This is a genomic window from Streptomyces sp. NPDC043878, assembly GCF_056435735.1.
In genome coordinates, this window is record NZ_JBWKDW010000012.1 from 211,741 (window position 1) to 229,465 (window position 17,725).

General features: G+C 72.8%; 11 protein-coding genes. 9 read left to right on the forward strand and 2 right to left on the reverse strand.

The features are described 5' to 3' along the window. Positions 1-27 precede the first annotated feature (27 nt). Entirely contained in the window at positions 28-2,802 is a 2,775-nt protein-coding gene (locus AC07AZ_RS18905; protein WP_478849060.1) for a lysylphosphatidylglycerol synthase transmembrane domain-containing protein, read from the reverse strand. A 186-nt stretch (positions 2,803-2,988) separates the two neighbouring features. On the opposite strand from AC07AZ_RS18905, the gene AC07AZ_RS18910 reads away from it, so the two are divergent. The 5 genes from AC07AZ_RS18910 (at position 2,989) to nudC (ending at position 13,641) form a co-directional block, all read left to right on the forward strand. Further along, positions 2,989-3,441, forward strand: a complete 453-nt coding sequence (locus AC07AZ_RS18910; RefSeq protein ID WP_478849062.1) for an MGMT family protein — start codon at positions 2,989-2,991, stop codon at positions 3,439-3,441. Positions 3,442-3,752: 311 nt separating this feature from the next. Continuing rightward, positions 3,753-7,238 (forward strand): ATP-dependent helicase, encoded by a 3,486-nt coding sequence (locus AC07AZ_RS18915; protein ID WP_478849064.1) that lies wholly within the window; start codon positions 3,753-3,755, stop codon positions 7,236-7,238. Between the two features lie 357 nt (positions 7,239-7,595). After that, positions 7,596-11,120, forward strand: coding sequence for a UvrD-helicase domain-containing protein (locus AC07AZ_RS18920; RefSeq protein WP_478849066.1), 3,525 nt, complete (start codon positions 7,596-7,598; stop codon positions 11,118-11,120). 10 nt (positions 11,121-11,130) lie between these two features. Beyond that, positions 11,131-12,543, forward strand: a complete 1,413-nt coding sequence (locus AC07AZ_RS18925) for a dipeptidase (protein ID WP_478849068.1) — start codon at positions 11,131-11,133, stop codon at positions 12,541-12,543. Positions 12,544-12,696: 153 nt separating this feature from the next. Further along, positions 12,697-13,641 (forward strand): NAD(+) diphosphatase, encoded by a 945-nt coding sequence (gene nudC, locus AC07AZ_RS18930; protein WP_478849070.1) that lies wholly within the window; start codon positions 12,697-12,699, stop codon positions 13,639-13,641. Positions 13,642-13,709: 68 nt separating this feature from the next. Here the strand turns inward: nudC and AC07AZ_RS18935 are convergent, their stop codons facing one another. Next, positions 13,710-13,952: a mycoredoxin gene (locus AC07AZ_RS18935; protein ID WP_393865946.1), complete on the reverse strand. Its 243-nt coding sequence runs from the start codon at positions 13,950-13,952 to the stop codon at positions 13,710-13,712. 180 nt (positions 13,953-14,132) lie between these two features. Between AC07AZ_RS18935 and AC07AZ_RS18940 the strand changes: the two genes are divergently transcribed. From AC07AZ_RS18940 to AC07AZ_RS18955, 4 genes are all read left to right on the forward strand, one after another. After that, positions 14,133-16,328: an ATP-dependent DNA helicase UvrD2 gene (locus AC07AZ_RS18940; protein ID WP_478849073.1), complete on the forward strand. Its 2,196-nt coding sequence runs from the start codon at positions 14,133-14,135 to the stop codon at positions 16,326-16,328. Positions 16,329-16,493: 165 nt separating this feature from the next. Next, a complete protein-coding gene (locus AC07AZ_RS18945; RefSeq protein WP_478849075.1) occupies positions 16,494-16,814 on the forward strand; it encodes a hypothetical protein in 321 nt (106 codons plus the stop codon). Between the two features lie 176 nt (positions 16,815-16,990). Next, positions 16,991-17,359, forward strand: a complete 369-nt coding sequence (locus AC07AZ_RS18950; RefSeq protein WP_478849077.1) for a WhiB family transcriptional regulator — start codon at positions 16,991-16,993, stop codon at positions 17,357-17,359. Continuing rightward, on the forward strand, positions 17,356-17,679 hold the full coding sequence (locus AC07AZ_RS18955; protein ID WP_478849079.1) for a hypothetical protein: 324 nt from the start codon (positions 17,356-17,358) through the stop codon (positions 17,677-17,679). Before AC07AZ_RS18950 ends, AC07AZ_RS18955 begins: the two co-directional genes overlap by 4 nt. Positions 17,680-17,725 lie beyond the last annotated feature (46 nt).

A 17,725-nucleotide genomic window follows, 5' to 3' on the forward strand; every position in this document is an offset into this window, starting at 1 on the left:
ACCGGTCGGCGCCCCGCGGCCGCCGTCCTACAGCGAGCCCTTGCGCGAGAGGTAGTTGAAGGCGAGCCAGCCGGGCAGGACCGGCAGCCACAGCGTCAGCAGACGGAACAGCAGGACCGCCGGCGCGGCGACCTCCTTGGGCAGGCCCACCGCGATCAGACCCACCGTCAGGGTCGCCTCGACCGCGCCCACACCGCCCGGGGTGGGCGCCGCCGAGCCGAGCGCGTTGCCGGCGAGGAAGACCACCGCGACGCTGGCGATGCTCAGCGAGGTCGACTGGTCGCCGAAGGCGCGGATCGACGCGTCCAGGCACATCACGAAGCAGGCGGTCAGCAGCAGCATGCCGCCGACCCCGGTGACCAGCTTCTGCGGCCGCTGCAGTACGTCCAGCATGCGCGGCACGACACCCGCGAACAGGGACCTCACGCGCGTGACGACGAACTTCCGCAGGAACGGCACCGACGTCACCACCAGCACGAGCACCGCCACCGTCAACAGACCCGCGATGACCGTCCGGGAGGGCGACAGCGACGGCGTCTTCTCGGTACCGGTCAGATAGCCGAACGACAGCAGCATCAGGATGTGGCAGCCGAGGCCGAACAGCTGGGACGCGCCGACGCTCGCCACCGCGAGCCCGGGCCGCACGCCCGAGCGCTGCAGGAAGCGCGTGTTGAGGGCGACCCCGCCCACCGCGGCCGGCGCGACGATCTTGACGAAGGACCCGGCGACCTGCGCCGCCACGGTCCGCAGGAACGGCACCCGCTCCGGCACGAAGCCCAGCAGCGCCATCGCCGCCGCGAAGTAGCTCAGCGCCGAGAACAGCACGGCCGCGGCGACCCAGCCCCACTCCGCGTTGGCCACGAGCGGGCCGAACTCGATGTGGGTGAGCTGCGTCAGCAGGAAGTACGCGCCGATCGCGCCGGCGATGAAACTCAGCAGCGTGCGCGGCCGCACCCGTTCGAGGCGGGCCGGCTCGACCGGAGCCTGCGGTCTGATCAGCAGCACCTCGTGGCGGATCTGGGTGAGCAGGTCCTCCTCGCGCGCCTCGTCCAGGGCCTCGTCGATGGCCCGCTTCTCGGCCCGCTGCTCCGCGCGTACGGCCTTCTTGTCGGGCTTTTCGAGTACGACGGGTCCCGCGGCGTCCGCGCTCGCCTCCAGCCGCGCCTGCTTGGCCTGCCGGGACGCCTCCAGCACGGCCTCGCGCTCGCGCTGCGCCCGCTCCCGGGCCAGTTTCCGCAGCGTCGCGCGCGTGGAGCGGCTCAGGGCGATGGGTTGCAGCATCGGCAGGCAGTCGGCGACGGCGTCGGGGCCGAGCATGCCGACCGCCGAGGCCACCGCGCGTTCGGCGCCCACCCGCAGGCCGATCGTCACCAGCAGCTGGGAGACGTCCATGCGCAGCAGCAGGTCACCGGCCGCGATCTCGCCGACGCGCAGGTCGGTCAGGATCACCATGCCGGAACGATCCACCAGGATCGCGTCGCCCACCAGCCTGCGATGGGCGATGCGCCGCGACTGCAGCGCCCGCACCTGATGCCAGGTATCGCGCAGCAGGTCGTCGGTGATCGCCTCGTCGGGCAGAGAGTCGAGGGTGCGTCCGCCGGTGTGCTCGTAGACGAGCATGACGGCGTCGGGTCCCAGTTCGGAGGTCGCGATCAGCTTCGGTGCGTTGGCGCCGGCCGCGATGGCCGCGTAGGCCAGGAGAGCTTCCTGTTCCAGGGCCTGGCGCAGCGACTGCAGGCTGCTGCGCGTCGCGAAGCCGCGCAGTGTCAGGTTGCGCCACGCGCGGTAGAAGAAGCCCTGCGCCTGCTGCTCGCGGTCGACCACGGTCACGTCCAGCGGCGGACCGTCCTCCAGGGTCACGAAGTAGCGCCGTCCCCGGTCGCCGGTCTCCGCGGTGTCGGGCAGCTCCTCGCGCGCCGCGCTCACCGGGTGGAAGCCGACGGTCCGCAGCCCGGCGATCAGGGTCTGCCCGGTGGGACGGACGTTGGGTGAGCCGACCGCGTACAGCGTGCCGTAGGCCACGGTCCAGCCGATCAGCACCGTCAGGATGATCGAGAAGGGTGTCGTGTAGCCGGTCACCAGCATCGAGAACGCGTCGAGGAGCAGCACCATCCACAGCACCGCGCGCCAGCGTGGCCGGCGGGACATGCCGACGGCCGTCATGTAGGCGATGACCGGAGCCAGGTAGCCGTGCACGGGGTCGGTCAGAGCGTGTATGTCACCGGGCGAGGGCTGGGTGAGCGCTTCCTGGATCGAGTTCGGGGCGCCCTTGGCGACCCACAGGTCGGTGGCGAGGGTCACCCCGTGCGCGAGGACCGCCGCGAGGACGCCGTCGGCGATGCGCAGGCCGTCGCGTTTGATCAGCCGCTCGATCGCGAACGCGACCGGCACCAGCAGGATCGCGATGCTGGACGCCAGCCCGGCGATCTTGATCAGCAGGTCGGGCGCCTGTCCGGTGCCCTTGTTGATGTCCTGCTCGAGGCCCGACGTGGTGCCGTGGGCGAACGCGGCGATGCCGAGCAGCAGCACGACGGCCAGCACACCCACGAGGAGACGCATCAGGTCGGAGGGACGGTGCACGCGCGCGGGGAGCAGCGGTTCGTCGCCCTCGACCCTCTCGACGTGCGTGTCCTCGCACGCGAGTGCGTCGTCAGGCGTCCCGTCCGTGGTCTCGGTCGACGTTCTCTCGGCGCGCTCCGCGGCTGATTTCCCGGTCGTCGCCTTCGCGTCGGCGGTGTCCGGGCGCGACGAAGCGTCAGAGGTGCTCTCAGCGCCCTCGGGCTGTGCGCCCTGCTGCTTCATCGTCTCTTCTTGATCTCGTATCACCGGTCACCGCCCGCACGATGGTGGCATGCCCCGCCGACACAGGGGGGCATCAGGGTGCAAATGCGGGGGCGCACAGTCTGCCCGAAGCGCCGCTCGGGGGCGAGGACTACGCACAGTGGTCACGGTGTCACGTTGTCGGTGGAGTGGGGCAGGATGGGGCGGATGAGTGAGGACAGCCTTCCGGAGGACGACATCCGCCCGGGCTCCGCGGGCCGCCGGCAGGACCGCGAGGACAGGGGGCCCACCTACGAGGATGCCCGCCCTGGCCACGCGGACGCTCTGCCGGAGTACGCCGAGCGCGTCCTCGAGGTCGCCGAGACGGTCCCGCCCGGGCGCGTGATGACGTACGGGGACGTCGCCGAGTGGCTCGAGGAGGGCGGTCCCCGTCAGGTCGGCCGGGTGATGGCCCTCTACGGAGGGGCGGTCGCGTGGTGGCGCGTGGTCCGGGCGGACGGCGTCCTGCTGCCGGGTCACGAACTGCGGGCGCTCGCCCACTACCGCGCGGAGGGGACACCCCTGAAGCAGGTGGGCCGGGCCGCCGAGGGCCACGTACCGCGGCTCGACATGCCACGGGCGCGGTGGGACGGCGGCGGGCGCGCGGAAGGTCACACCTGACAGCTTCGGCCATCCGGCGGCCCCGGGAGCACCCCGTGATCCGTACGGGGGAGTCGGGGCACGGCCGTGGCATGACGTACGTTCGTGAGATGAGGGGCGCATGCGTCGTGAGCGCCGCGGGGGATGAAGGGGAAGCGCTGCTTCCGCACGATCCCCGGGCGTAGCGTCGGCTGCACGTGTCTCTCTCACCCCGCGGTCACCGCCCTCCACGCGCGATGGCCGGCCCGCTCGTGACCCGACCACCACGACTCGACGACGGCGCTCCGCGCCCGCAGTGACAGATCGCACACCCACCAGGACCGGCGAACCACGTGAGCTCCTCTTCCTCCACCAGGCGCCCGTCGCACCCCGAGGTGCGACGGGGGAGCCGTGGCGCTTACCGGCTGGTACGTACCCCGCCGACTCCTGTGGACCCCCCTCATCTGGACGCCGTACAGCGCGCGGTGGTTGACCACAAGGCCGGTCCGCTGCTCGTCCTCGCAGGTCCGGGCACGGGGAAGACCACCACGCTCGTCGAGTCCGTGGCGGCGCGCATCGCCCGGGGCGGGGACCCCGCGCGCGTTCTGGTGCTGACGTTCAGCCGCCGGGCGGCCGTCGAGCTGCGTGACCGCATGGCGCTGCGCACGGGGGCGGCACGCGCGCCGCGCGCCACCACGTTCCACTCGTTCTGCTACGCCCTGGTCCGCGCACACCAGGACGCCGGCCTGTTCGTGGAGCCGCTGCGGCTCCTGTCCGGCCCGGAGCAGGACGTCACCGTCCGGGGCCTCCTCGCGGGCCAGCCCGACCTGGAGCGACTCGGCCTCGCCCACGTGCGCTGGCCGGACGACCTGCGCGCGTGCCTGACCACCCGGGGCTTCGCCGACGAGGTCCGCGCCGTCCTCGCCCGCAGCCGCGAACTGGGTCTGGAGCCCGGCGCCCTGGACGCCTTCGCCCGCCGTATCGGCCGCCCCGACTGGCGGGCCGCGGCCGCCTTCCTCGCCGAGTACCTGGACGTGCTCGACATGCAGGGCGTCCTCGACTACGCGGAACTGGTCCACCGCGCGGTGCTCCTCGCCCGCCGGCCCGAGGTCGCGGAGCGGCTGGCCGCGCAGTACGACGCCGTCCTTGTCGACGAGTACCAGGACACCGACCCGGCGCAGGTACGGCTGCTGCACGCGCTCGCCGGAGGTGGCCGCACCCTCGTCGCGTTCGGTGACCCCGACCAGTCGATCTACGCGTTCCGCGGCGCGGACGTGAACGGCATCCTGGACTTCCCGGACGCCTTCCCGCGCGCGGACGGCCGTCCGGCCCCCGTGGAGGTCCTCAGGACCTCCCGCCGCTCCGGCGCCACCGTGCTGGCCGCGACCCGCCTGCTGACCCAGCGCATGCCCCTGACCCGCCTCCCGGCCGAGAAGGTGCGCGCCCACCGGGAGCTCAGGCCGGTTCGGGACGGGGGCCGCGTCGAGGTCTTCACCTATCCGACACCGGGCACCGAACTGGACAACATCGCCGACATCCTCCGCCGGGCGCACCTGGAGGAGGGTGTCCCCTGGCGCGAGATGGCCGTCCTGGTGCGCGCCGGCTCCCGCACGATCCCGACGGTCCGCCGCGCCCTCACCGCCGCCGGCGTCCCCCTGGACATCGACGGCGACGACCTGCCCCTGCGCCACGAACCGGCGGTCGCCCCCCTGCTGACGGCACTGCGGACGGTCGCCAGGGCGGCGGCGTCGGCCCACCCCGAACCGACCACCGGTGACACGGGGACGACGGAGGCGGGTGCGGGCGGGCAGGCCGCTGAGGACGCCGATGGCGTACGCGCGGCCGCCCAGAGCGACACCGGCGAGGTACCCGCCGCTCAGGACACCGACGGTGTCCCGCCCGGGGACGGACCCGGGACCGGCGCCGAGGAGCCGGTGTCCGGGGACTGCTGGCTGGACACCGAAACCGCCCTGACCCTGCTGGCCTCGCCCCTGGCCGGCATGGACGCGGCCGATCTGCGCCGCCTCGGGCGGGCGTTGCGGGACGAGGAGAGGGCCGCGGGCAACCCGCTGCCGCCGCCCTCGGACGACCTCCTCGCGCGCGCGCTCGCCGAACCGGAACGTCTGGTCGCGCACGACCCCACCTACGCGCGCGGTGCGCAGCGACTCGGCGCGCTGCTCGCAGAGGCCCGGGAGCGCCTCGCGGGCGGCGGCACGGCCGAGGAGGCGCTCTGGGACCTGTGGCAGGGCACACCCTGGCCCACCCGCCTGGAACGCGCGGCGCGGCGCGGCGGCGCGGCCGGCCGCAACGCCGACCGCGACCTCGACGCCGTGTGCGCGCTGTTCGCCACTGCGGCCCGCGCGGAGGAGCGCACCGGCGGCCGGGGCGCCCTGAACTTCCTGGAGGAGATCGAGGCCGAGGACATCGCCGCCGACACCCTCACCCGGCGCGCCGTCCGCCCCGACGCCGTACGCCTGATGACCGCGCACCGCTCCAAGGGCCTGGAATGGCGCCTGGTCGTCGTCGCGGGCGTCCAGGAGGGCCTGTGGCCGGACCTGCGCCGCCGCGGCTCCCTCCTGGAGGCCGACCGCATCGGCCGCGACGGCCTCGCCGAACCCCTCACCCCCGGCGCGCTGCTCGCCGAGGAACGCCGACTTTTCTACGTGGGCGCCACCCGCGCGCGCGAGCGCCTGGTGGTGACCGCCGTGAAGGCCCCCGCCGAGGACGGTGACCAGCCCTCCCGCTTCCTGACCGAACTGGGCGTCGAACCGAGGGACGTCACCGGCCGCCCGCGCCGCCCGCTGTCCGTGGCCGCGCTCGTCGCCGAACTGCGCGCCACCACGGTCGACCCGCACGTGTCCGACACCCTCAGGCAGGCGGCCGCCCACCGCCTGGCCCGGCTGGCGGCGCTCGCCGACGAGGACGGCCGACCACTCGTCCCGGCCGCGCACCCCTACCGCTGGTGGGGCATGTTCGAGCCGACCGAGAGCAAGGTGCCGCTGCGCGACCGCGACCAGCCCGTCGTGCTGTCCGGCAGCGCCCTCGACCAGCTCGCCAACACCTGCGCCCTCCAGTGGTTCCTGGGCCGCGAGGTGAAGGCCGACGCGCCCGCCACGGTCGCGCAGGGCTTCGGGAACGTCGTGCACGTCCTCGCCGACGAGGTCGCCTCCGGACACACCCCGGCCGATCTCGCCGTCCTCATGGAACGCCTCGACTCCGTGTGGAACGCCCTCGCCTTCGACGCGCCCTGGAAGTCGGCGCAGGAGAAGGAGAACGCGCGCGTCGCGCTCGAACGCTTCCTGAAGTGGCACGTCGAAACCGGTGGGGCCCGCACCGGACGCACGGTGGTGGCCGGTGAGCACGGCTTCGACGTCACCCTGGAGGCAGGCGACTACGAGGTCCGTATCCGGGGCTCGATGGACCGTGTCGAGGCCGACGGCGAGGGCCGCGCGTACGTCGTCGACTTCAAGACCGGCAAACAGGCGCCCAGCGCCGCCGAGGTGGCCCGCCACCCGCAGCTCGCCGTCTACCAGCTCGCCCTCCGCGAGGGTGCCGTCGACGAACTCTTCGACGGTGTACGTCCCCAGCCGGGCGGCGCCGAACTCGTGCAGCTGCGTCAGGGCGCCGCCCGACGCGACGGCGGCGAGACGCTGCCCAAGGTGCAGGCGCAGGAACCGCTCGAAGGGGAGGCGGGGGAGTGGGCCGGCGACCTGCTGGCCACGGCCGCCGGCAAGGTCCTCGACGAACGGTTCACGCCGAGCGCCGGCCAGCACTGCACGCACTGCGCGTTCCGGGCCTCGTGCGGCGCGCGACCCGAGGGACGGCACGTCGTGGAGTGAGACGCCGGCGCCGCGCGCACGGGGACGGGGGCGGGAAGACCTGAGGTGCGGGAGACGGGACACCTGCGGTGCGGGGGAGATGGGAAGACCTGCGGCCGAAGGAGACGGGAAGACCTGCGGTCGCGGGAGAGGGGGACACCTGCGGGAGACGGGAAGACGTGCGGCGCGGGAGACGGGGCCACCTGCTGGCGCGCGGGAGCCGAAAGGATTGCGGGCGTGGCATACCGGGACACCTGCGGCCCAGGGACACGAGAACACCCGTGTGACCGACCGCACCACACGTGCTGACCAGCGCTTCTCCGTGCCCGGCGGCCGATCGGTCCTCGGCTGTCAGTGACCGCCGCTAGCCTCTGCCACATGCCCGCCCGTATCACCCATCCCGATCAGCTCAAGGAGCTCCTCGGCATCCCGTTCACCCCGGAGCAGACGGCCTGCATCACCGCGCCGCCGGCCCCGCAGGTGATCGTGGCCGGAGCCGGATCGGGCAAGACGACGGTGATGGCGGCACGCGTGGTCTGGCTGGTCGGAACCGGCCAGGTCACCCCGGAACAGGTGCTCGGCCTCACCTTCACCAACAAGGCAGCCGGTGAACTCGCCGAGCGCGTCCGCAAGGCGCTGGTCAAGGCAGGTGTCACCGACCCGGACGTCATCGACCCGGACCACCCGCCCGGCGAGCCGGTGATCTCCACCTACCACGCCTTCGCGGGCCGCCTCCTGACCGATCACGGCCTGCGCATCGGGCTGGAGCCCACCGCCCGCCTGCTCGCCGACGCCACCCGGTACCAGCTCGCCGCGCGCGTCCTGCGCGAAGCACCCGGCCCCTACCCCTCGCTCACCCGCTCCTTCGCGGACCTGGTCAGCGACCTGCTCACCCTCGACGCCGAACTCGCCGAGCACCTCGTACGCCCCGAGGACCTGCGCGCGCACGACGCCGGGCTGCTCAGTGCCCTGGAAGGAGCCAGACTCACCAACGCCGACCTGCGCAAGATCCCCGACACGGCCGCCGCGCGCCGCGAACTCGCCGAGCTCGTCGTCCGCTACCGCGCCGCGAAACGCGAGCGCGACCTGCTCGACTTCGGCGACCAGATCGCCCTGTCGGCGACTCTCGCGCGCAGCCGCCCCGAGGTCGGCGAGATCCTGCGCGAGGAGTTCCGCGTGGTGCTGCTCGACGAGTACCAGGACACGTCGGTGGCGCAGCGCATTCTCCTGGCGGGCCTGTTCGGAGGCGGCACGGGCCACCCGGTGACCGCCGTCGGCGACCCCTGCCAGGCGATCTACGGCTGGCGCGGCGCGTCCGTCGCCAACCTCGACGACTTCCCCGAGCACTTCGCCCACGCCGACGGCCGTCCCGCCGCCCGCCAGGCACTCAGCGAGAACCGCCGCAGCGGCGGCCGCCTCCTCGACCTCGCCAACACGCTCGCGGAGCCGCTGCGCGCCATGCACGCGGGCGTGGAGGCCCTCCGCCCGGCCCCCGGTGCCGAGCGCGACGGCATCGTGCGCTGCGCCCTGCTGCCCACCCACGCCGAGGAGATCGGCTGGCTCGCCGACTCCGTCGCCCACCTGGTGAACACGGGGAAGGCACCCGCTGAGATCGCCGTCCTGTGCCGTACGGCGACCGACTTCGCCGAGATCCAGGGCGCCCTCGTCGCCCGGGACGTCCCCGTCGAGGTTGTCGGCCTGTCCGGACTGCTGCACCTGCCCGAGGTCGCCGATCTCGTCGCCGTCTGCGAGGTCCTTCAAGACCCCGGCGCCAACGCCTCCCTGGTCCGGCTGCTGACCGGCCCCCGCTGGCGCATCGGGCCCCGTGACCTCGCCCTGCTGGGACGCCGGGCCAGGCTGCTGGTGTCCCACGCGCGCGTGGGCACCGACGAGGACCCGGACCGCCGGCTCGCCGAGGCCGTCGAAGGGGTCGACCCGGCCGAGGTGATCTCGCTCGCCGACGCCCTCGACACGTTCCTGGAGACACCTCTCGACGGCCGCGGGGACGACGACGGGCTGCCGTTCTCCCCCGACGCGCGCGTGCGTTTCGCGCGCCTGGCCGCCGAGCTGCGGGAGCTGCGCCGATCGCTGTCCGATCCCCTGATGGACGTCCTGCACCGCGTCCTCGCGGTCACCGGCCTCGAAGTGGAGCTCTCGGCGTCCCCGCACGCGCTCGCCGCCCGGCGCCGCGAGACCCTGTCGAACTTCCTCGACGTCGCGGCCTCGTTCGCGGCGGGCGACGGCCGGGCCACCCTGCTGGCGTTCCTGGGCTTCCTGCGCACAGCCGCCCAGTACGAGAAGGGCCTCGACAACGCGCTCCCCGGCGGCGAGAACACCGTGAAGGTGCTCACCGCACACCGGGCCAAGGGCCTGGAGTGGGACGTGGTGGTCGTCCCCGGCCTGGTCACGGGCACGTTCCCCAGCACGCAGGGGCGCGAGAAGTGGACGTCCCAGAGCAAGGTGCTGCCGCACGCCCTGCGCGGCGACACCGCGACCCTGCCCGACGTCGAGTCCTTCGACTCGCGCGGCCTGAAGGCCTTCCACGACGCCATGCAGGAGCACCAGCACACCGAGGAACTCCGCCTCGGGTACGTCACCTTCACCCGCCCGCGGTCCCTGCTCCTCGGCTCGGGCCACTGGTGGGGGCCCACCCAGAAGAAGCCCCGCGGCCCGTCCGACTTCCTGTGGGCCCTCCACGACCACTGCGCCGCCGGCCACGGCGAGATCGAGGCGTGGGCCGACGAACCCGCCGAGGACGAGGAGAACCCGGCCCTGCACCGGGAGACCGCCGACCAGGTATGGCCGCTGCCCCTCGACGAGGCGGCCCTGACCCGGCGCCGGGCCGCCGCGGAGACCGTCCTCGCGCACCTGGAGCACCTCGCCGCCGGCCCGGACGACCACCCCGCGGCGACCCACGACCCGTACACCCACGACGCCCCGGACTGGCCCCCGCCCCCGGACGAGGAAGAACCCCTCGCGGAGGAGGCCCTCGCGGAGGAGGGCGGCTACCGGGAGGAGGACGCCCTCCCCGAGGGTGACCCCGCCGACTGGGACACCTGGACCACGGACCGCCCCACCGTCCCCCGCCAGGCGGCGCCCCCGGACGCCACCGCACACGCCGGTACGCCGGAGGGCGCGCGCCCCCACCCCTCGGAACCCGGACGCACCCGTTTCACCCCCGAGGAAGCCCGCACCCTCGCCTCCTGGGACCGCGACCTCGACGCCCTCACCGGAGAACTCCTGCGCGCGCGCCGGCGGATCACCGACGTGCCCCTGCCCGCCTCGCTCACCGCCTCCCAACTGCTGCGCCTGGCCGAGGACCCGGACGCGTTCGCGCAAGAGCTGGCCCGCCCCATGCCCCGCCCGCCGCAGCCCGCCGCCCGCCGCGGCACCCGTTTCCACGCCTGGGTCGAGGCCCGTTTCGAAGAGCTGACGCTGCCCATGCTGGAGCCCGACGAACTGCCCGGCAGCGAGGCCGAGATCGCCGACGAACACGATCTCCAGGCCCTCAAGGACGCCTTCGAGCGCACCGAGTACGCCCACCGCACCCCCTACCGGGTCGAGACCTCCTTCCAGACGGCCATCGCGGGCCGCGTCGTACGCGGCCGTATCGACGCCGTCTACAAGCACGGCGACGGCGCGGACGCGACGTACGAGATCGTCGACTGGAAGACCAGCCGCACCCGCGCGGCCGACCCGCTCCAGCTCGCCGTGTACCGCCTCGCCTGGGCCGAGCAGCAGGGTGTGCCGCTGGAATCGGTCACGGCCGCGTTCGTGTACGTCCGCAGCGGCGAGGTCGTCCGGCCGGCCGGCCTGCCGGGCCGGGCCGGCCTCGAGCGACTGCTTCTGGAGGAGCCGTCGTGTGACGAACCGCCCAACGAGGATGTCGGTGCGGGCCGATAGGCTCGTGACCATGAGCCATCCCGTTGACAGTGCCGTCAGCGCCGTCCGTTCGTACGTCGAGCAGCACCGCGCCGGCTTCCTCGAAGACCTCGCCGAGTGGCTGCGCATCCCGTCCGTGTCGGCCCAGCCCGAGCACGCGACCGACGTACGCCGCAGCGCCGACTGGCTCGCGGCACGGCTCAGGGAGACCGGGTTCACCACGGCCGAGGTCTGGGAGACACCGGGCGCGCCCGCCGTCTTCGCCGAGTGGCCCTCCGACCGGCCGGACGCACCGACCGTGCTCGTCTACGGCCACCACGACGTGCAGCCCGCCGCCCGCGAGGACGGCTGGGACAGCGACCCCTTCGAGCCCCGGATCCGCGGCAACCGGCTCCACGCGCGCGGGGCCGCCGACGACAAGGGCCAGGTGTTCTTCCACACACTCGGTGTCCGCGCCCACCTCGCGGTCACCGGCCGCAGCACCCCGGCGGTCAACCTGAAGCTGCTCGTCGAGGGCGAGGAGGAGTCCGGCTCCCCGCACTTCCGGGCCCTCGTGGAGGAGCGCGCCGAGCGTCTCGCCGCCGACGCCGTGATCGTCTCCGACACCGGCATGTGGTCCGAGGACACCCCCACGGTGTGCACCGGCATGCGGGGCCTCGCCGAGTGCGAGATCCGGCTGCACGGTCCCGACCAGGACATCCACTCCGGTTCCTTCGGCGGCGCGGTGCCCAACCCGGCCACCGCCGTCGCCCGCCTCGTCGCCGCCCTCCACGACGAGCACGCGCGCGTCACGGTCCCCGGTTTCTACGACGGCATCGTGGAGCTCACCGACCGCGAACGCGAACTCTTCGCCGAGCTCCCCTTCGACGAGCGGCAGTGGCTGCGCACGGCCAGGTCGCACGCCGCGTACGGGGAGGCCGGACACACCACCCTGGAACGCGTCTGGGCCCGCCCCACCGCCGAGGTCAACGGCATCGGCGGCGGCTACCAGGGCCCCGGCAGCAAGACGATCATCCCGTCCTCCGCGATGGTCAAACTCTCCTTCCGGCTGGTCGCCGGCCAGGACCCCGACCACATCGAGAAGGCCGTCCGGGAGTGGGCCGCGGCGCAGGTGCCGGACGGCATCCGGGCCGAGGTGGTCTTCGGCGCGGCCACCCGCCCCTGTCTGACACCGCTGGACCACCCGGCCCTGCGGTCCGTCGTCCGCGCCATGGGCCGCGCCTTCGGGAAACCCGTCCGCTACACGCGCGAGGGCGGCTCAGGACCGGCCGCAGACCTCCAGGAGGTCCTGGGCGCACCCGTGCTGTTCCTCGGCATCTCCGTCCCCTCCGACGGCTGGCACGCGCCGAACGAGAAGGTCGAGCTCGACCTGCTCCTCAAGGGCGTCGAGACCACCGCGTATCTGTGGGGCGACCTGGCGGAGAACTGGCGTCATGCGCCCTGATCGTCCCGGACCGTCCGGATCCGCACCGCGCGCGGGGGACACTGGGAGGGCCGCCCCGCACCAAGGCTCCGCCGGCACGGACCGGCCCGTGCCGCACGTTCCGCCGAACCGCAGCCCCAATCAACCGTTTCACCGGGGGAGTTGGAAGCACCCGTGACCACCTGGACCGACCACACCGCCGACCGACCCATCTCGCTCACCGCCCCGAGCGGCATCGACCGAGCCGCCCACCACCGGCTCGACGAGGCCTGGCTCGCGGCGGCCTGGAGCCACCCCACCACCCGCTGTTTCGTGGTCTCCGGCGGTCAGGTCCTCATAGACGAGACGCCCGACGGGCGCACCGAACTCGTCATGACCCCTTCCTTCGAGGCCCCCCTCACCGAGGCACACCGCTACTTCCTCGGCACCGACGACGCCGGCGTCAGCTACTTCGCCCTGCAGAAGGACGCGCTGCCCGGCCGCATCGACCAGTCGGCCCGCCCGGCCGGCCTGCGCGAGGCCGGCCTGCTCCTGTCACCCCGGGACGCGGGCCTGATGGTGCACGCCGTCGCCCTGGAGAACTGGCAGCGCCTGCACCGCTTCTGCTCCCGCTGCGGCGAGCGCACCGTCATCGCCGCGGCCGGCCACATCCGCCGCTGCCCCGCCTGCGGCGCCGAGCACTATCCACGCACCGACCCCGCCGTGATCATGGCAGTGACCGACGAGGACGACCGCATCCTGCTCGGCCGCCAGGTCCACTGGCCCGAAGGCCGCTTCTCCACGCTCGCCGGCTTCGTCGAACCCGGCGAGTCGATCGAGCAGTCCGTGCGCCGCGAGGTCTTCGAGGAGGCCGGTGTCACCGTCGGCCGCGTCGAGTACGTCGCCAGCCAGCCCTGGCCCTTCCCCTCCAGCCTGATGCTCGGCTTCATGGCCCGCGCCACCTCGACCGACATCAACGTGGACGGTGACGAGATCCACGAGGCCCGCTGGTTCTCCCGCGACGACCTGAGCGCCGCCTTCGAGTCGGGCGAGGTCCTGCCGCCGTACGGCATCTCCATCGCGGCCCGGCTGATCGAGCTCTGGTACGGCAAGCCCCTGCCGACCCGGAGCTTCGTCTGAGGCACGACGACGGAAAGGGCGGTCCCTGAGACATCTCAGGGACCGCCCTTTCCACAACCGTCGAGCGGTCAGGCGCCGATCTTCTGCTTGACCTGGGCAAGCGAGGGGTTCGTGAGTGTCGAACCGTCGGGGAACAGCACGGTCGGGACCGTCTGGTTTCCGCCATTCGCCTTCTCCACGAACGCCGCGGAATCCGGGTCCTGCTCGATGTTGATCTCGTCGTACGTGATGCCCTCGCGGTCCATCTGGCTCTTCAGCCGACGGCAGTATCCGCACCACGTGGTGCTGTACATCGTCACAGTGCCCGGCATGTCGCTCGCGCTCCTTTGCGGCTTGGGGTCTGGGTCGCGAAGAGGGAACACCCGCGGAGGGGCCGCCATTCCCGCCCGGCGTCTCCTGCGCACGTGACGCCTGCCGCATTAGTACGACCGCGGGGGCCCGCCTGTGGACAACCGGCTCACCTGTCTCCGCCGACCTGGCAGCATGGCGGTGTGACAGCAGCAACGCACTCCACGCTCTTCCCGCAGGTACCGGACTCGGCCGACGCGGTGCTCGAAGGGCTCGACCCCGAGCAGCGCGAGGTGGCCACCGCCCTGCGCGGACCGGTGTGCGTGCTGGCGGGCGCCGGTACCGGCAAGACGCGGGCCATCACCCACCGCATCGCCTACGGGGTGCGGGCCGGCGTGCTCCAGCCGTCCAGCGTGCTCGCCGTCACCTTCACCAACCGCGCGGCCGGCGAGATGCGAGGCCGGCTGCGCCAGCTCGGCGCCGCGGGCGTCCAGGCCCGCACCTTCCACTCGGCCGCGCTGCGCCAGCTCCAGTACTTCTGGCCGAAAGCGATCGGCGGCTCGCTGCCCCGGCTCGTCGACCGCAAGATACAGCTCGTCGCGGACGCGGCCGCCGCCTGCCGGATCCGCCTGGACCGTGGTGAGCTGCGCGATGTGACCGGTGAGATCGAGTGGTGCAAGGTCACCCAGACCGTGCCCGCCGACTACCCGCTCGCGGCCGCCAAGGCCGGCCGTGACGTCCCCCGCGACCCCGCCGAGATCTCCCAGCTCTACTCCGCCTACGAGGACATCAAGCGCAACCGCGCCGTCATCGACTTCGAGGACGTCCTGCTGCTGACGGTCGCGGTCCTCCAGGACAGGCACGACATCGCCGAGCAGGTCCGCTCCCAGTACCAGCACTTCGTGGTCGACGAGTACCAGGACGTCAGCCCCCTTCAGCAGCGGCTCCTGGACCTGTGGCTAGGCGAGCGTGACAACCTGTGCGTGGTCGGCGACGCCAGCCAGACCATCTACTCGTTCACGGGAGCAACCCCCGACCACCTGCTCGACTTCCGCACCCGGCACCCCGGCGCCACCGTCGTCAAACTGGTCCGCGACTACCGCTCCACCCCCCAGGTCGTCCACCTGGCCAACGGCCTGCTCGCCCAGGCCCGCGGCCGTGCGGCCGACCACCGCCTGGAACTGGTCTCCCAGCGCGCCGCCGGCCCCCAACCCGTCTACTGCGAGTACACCGACGAACCCGCCGAGGCTGAGGGCGCGGCCCGCCGGATCCGCGACCTCATCGACTCCGGGGTCCCGGCGAGCGAGATCGCCGTCCTCTTCCGCACCAACTCCCAGTCGGAGACCTACGAGCAGGCCCTCGCCGATGCCGGAGTGGCCTACCAGCTGCGCGGCGCCGAGCGGTTCTTCGACCGGCCCGAGGTGCGCAAGGCGAGCGTCGCGCTGCGCGGCGCGGCCCGCTTCGGTGCCAACGACTCTCTGCTCGACGACGCCGTCGACCTGCCCTCCGAGGTGCGCGCCGTGCTGTCGGGCGAGGGCTGGACCACCGAGCCCCCGGCCGGCTCGGGCGCGGTGCGCGAGCGCTGGGAGTCGCTGGCCGCCCTGGTCAACCTCGCGCAGGACTTCGCCGCCGCCAAGCCCGGCGCCACCCTGAGCGACCTGGTCGCGGAGCTCGACGAGCGCGCGAACGCCCAGCACGCCCCGACCATCCAGGGCGTCACCCTCGCCTCCCTGCACTCGGCCAAGGGCCTGGAGTGGGACGCCGTCTTCCTGGTCGGTGTCGCCGAGGGCATGATGCCGATCACCTACGCAAAGACCGACGAGCAGATCGAGGAGGAGCGCCGTCTCCTCTACGTGGGCGTCACCCGGGCCCGCGAACGCCTCCATGTCTCCTGGGCCCTGGCCCGCTCGCCGGGCGGCCGCGCGAGCCGCCGCCCCAGCCGCTTTCTGGACGGGCTGCGCCCCGGTTCGGCAGCCGTCGCCGGCCGCGGCGGCACCCTCGGCACCGGTGGCGTCGAGCGCGGCTTCACGAGCAGACCGGGCCTCGCTCCGCGGCGGACCCAGCGCAGGCCGGCCCGCTGCCGGGTGTGCGGGCGCACCCTCACGGACGCGGGCGAGATGAAGCTGATGCGCTGCGAGGACTGCCCCACCGACATGGACGAGGGGCTCTACGAGCGACTGCGCGAGTGGCGCGCCGTCGCCGCGCAACGCAGCGGACAGCCCGCCTTCTGCGTCTTCACCGACAAGACCCTGATGGCGATCGCCGAGGCCGCTCCCGACGACGCGGGAGAGCTGGCGCGGATCCCCGGCGTCGGTGCCCGCAAACTGAGCCGTTACGGGGTCGATGTGCTGGCTCTCTGCGCCGGTCATGAGCCCCCGGAAGCGGACGAAGGGGACTGACGGGAACTCGTCGAAAAAATAGTTTGCGCATGCCCCGGCAATCCCCATAGGTTCTTAGCCACGGGGACGGAGGCCTTCTCGAAGGCCCTGATTCCGTGCTGTACTTGCATATCCGTCGGGCTGGTTCACCCCAGCCCCCCGATCCGCCGAGAGGAGGCGATTCCAGTGATCAGCATCAACACCCGCTCCGCCAGTGTCGTGAAAATGACCGATCTCTCGGTCGCCTCCGTGTGCCTGCTCGGCGTTTCGAACCTGGGCACCAGTGTGTCCGGCATTCACGCCGGTCGTCTGGCGTCCTCCGTGTCTCTGGCGGGTCTCCCCGTCCGTGAGCGCAATGAGCGACCGACCAAGGCACTGGAAGCAGTAGCGGCAAAGGCGCAGGCCTATGCCTTTACGGCAGTCGGTGCCGGAAACCGGGAGCAGACGACGCAGCACCACCTGATGTGGGCCTTCCGTGGGCCAGAACCCTGGAGTGATCCAGCCTGATCGTCGATCAGGCCGGCGCCTTCAGGGCCGCGGAACCCCACCCGGGATCCGCGGCCCTTCTGTTTTCCCCGAACGGGGACGACGGAGCGAAGGGGCCTCGGGACAGCGAAAGAACCCGGTACCACGCCGCCAACCGGCCCAACAGGGCCGGCACGACCAGACGAGGAACAACAACCGTGCAACTCGAAGCGCACGCCCCGTCCGTACCGCCTTCCGAGACGATCTCCCCGCCCGGCCTCACGGAGGACTCCACCTTGATCCCGCTCACGGCGCTCACCGCGCTCGACGACGCCATCGAGAACCTCGGCGTACCCGTCCCCTGCCGTTCCTACGACCCGGAGGTCTTCTTCGCCGAGTCGCCGACCGACGTCGAGTACGCCAAGTCCCTCTGCCGTACCTGCCCGTTGGCCGAGGCATGCCTCGCCGGTGCCAAGGAGCGGCGCGAGCCCTGGGGTGTCTGGGGTGGCGAGCTGTTCGTCCAGGGTGTCGTCGTCGCCCGGAAGCGGCCGCGTGGCCGCCCGCGCAAGAACCCGGTCACAGCATGATCACCACAGGAACGATCGACCGCCCCCTCACGCACGACCCCAAGAAGCAGGCCCCGATGAAGCCGTTGACCCACGAGCCCGCAGGCTTCGCGCCTGAAGACCTCACCACCAGGGGCGCGAACGACTCGCGCCAGAACAGGACCCGAGAGATGCAACTCATCCCAGAAGCTCTGGCTCGTGCGCATATGCACGACCGGCTGCAGGAGGCGGAGCAGGAACGCCGGGCCATGCGCCTGGTGACCGCCCGCCGGATGCAGCGCCGGGCCGAGCGCGCCTCGCTGCGTGCCCGCCGTGCGCTCGCCATCGCGGTCATGCAGTAACCGACCCACAGAAGCGGTCTCCCGGTCGGGAGGCGGAACACTTCTC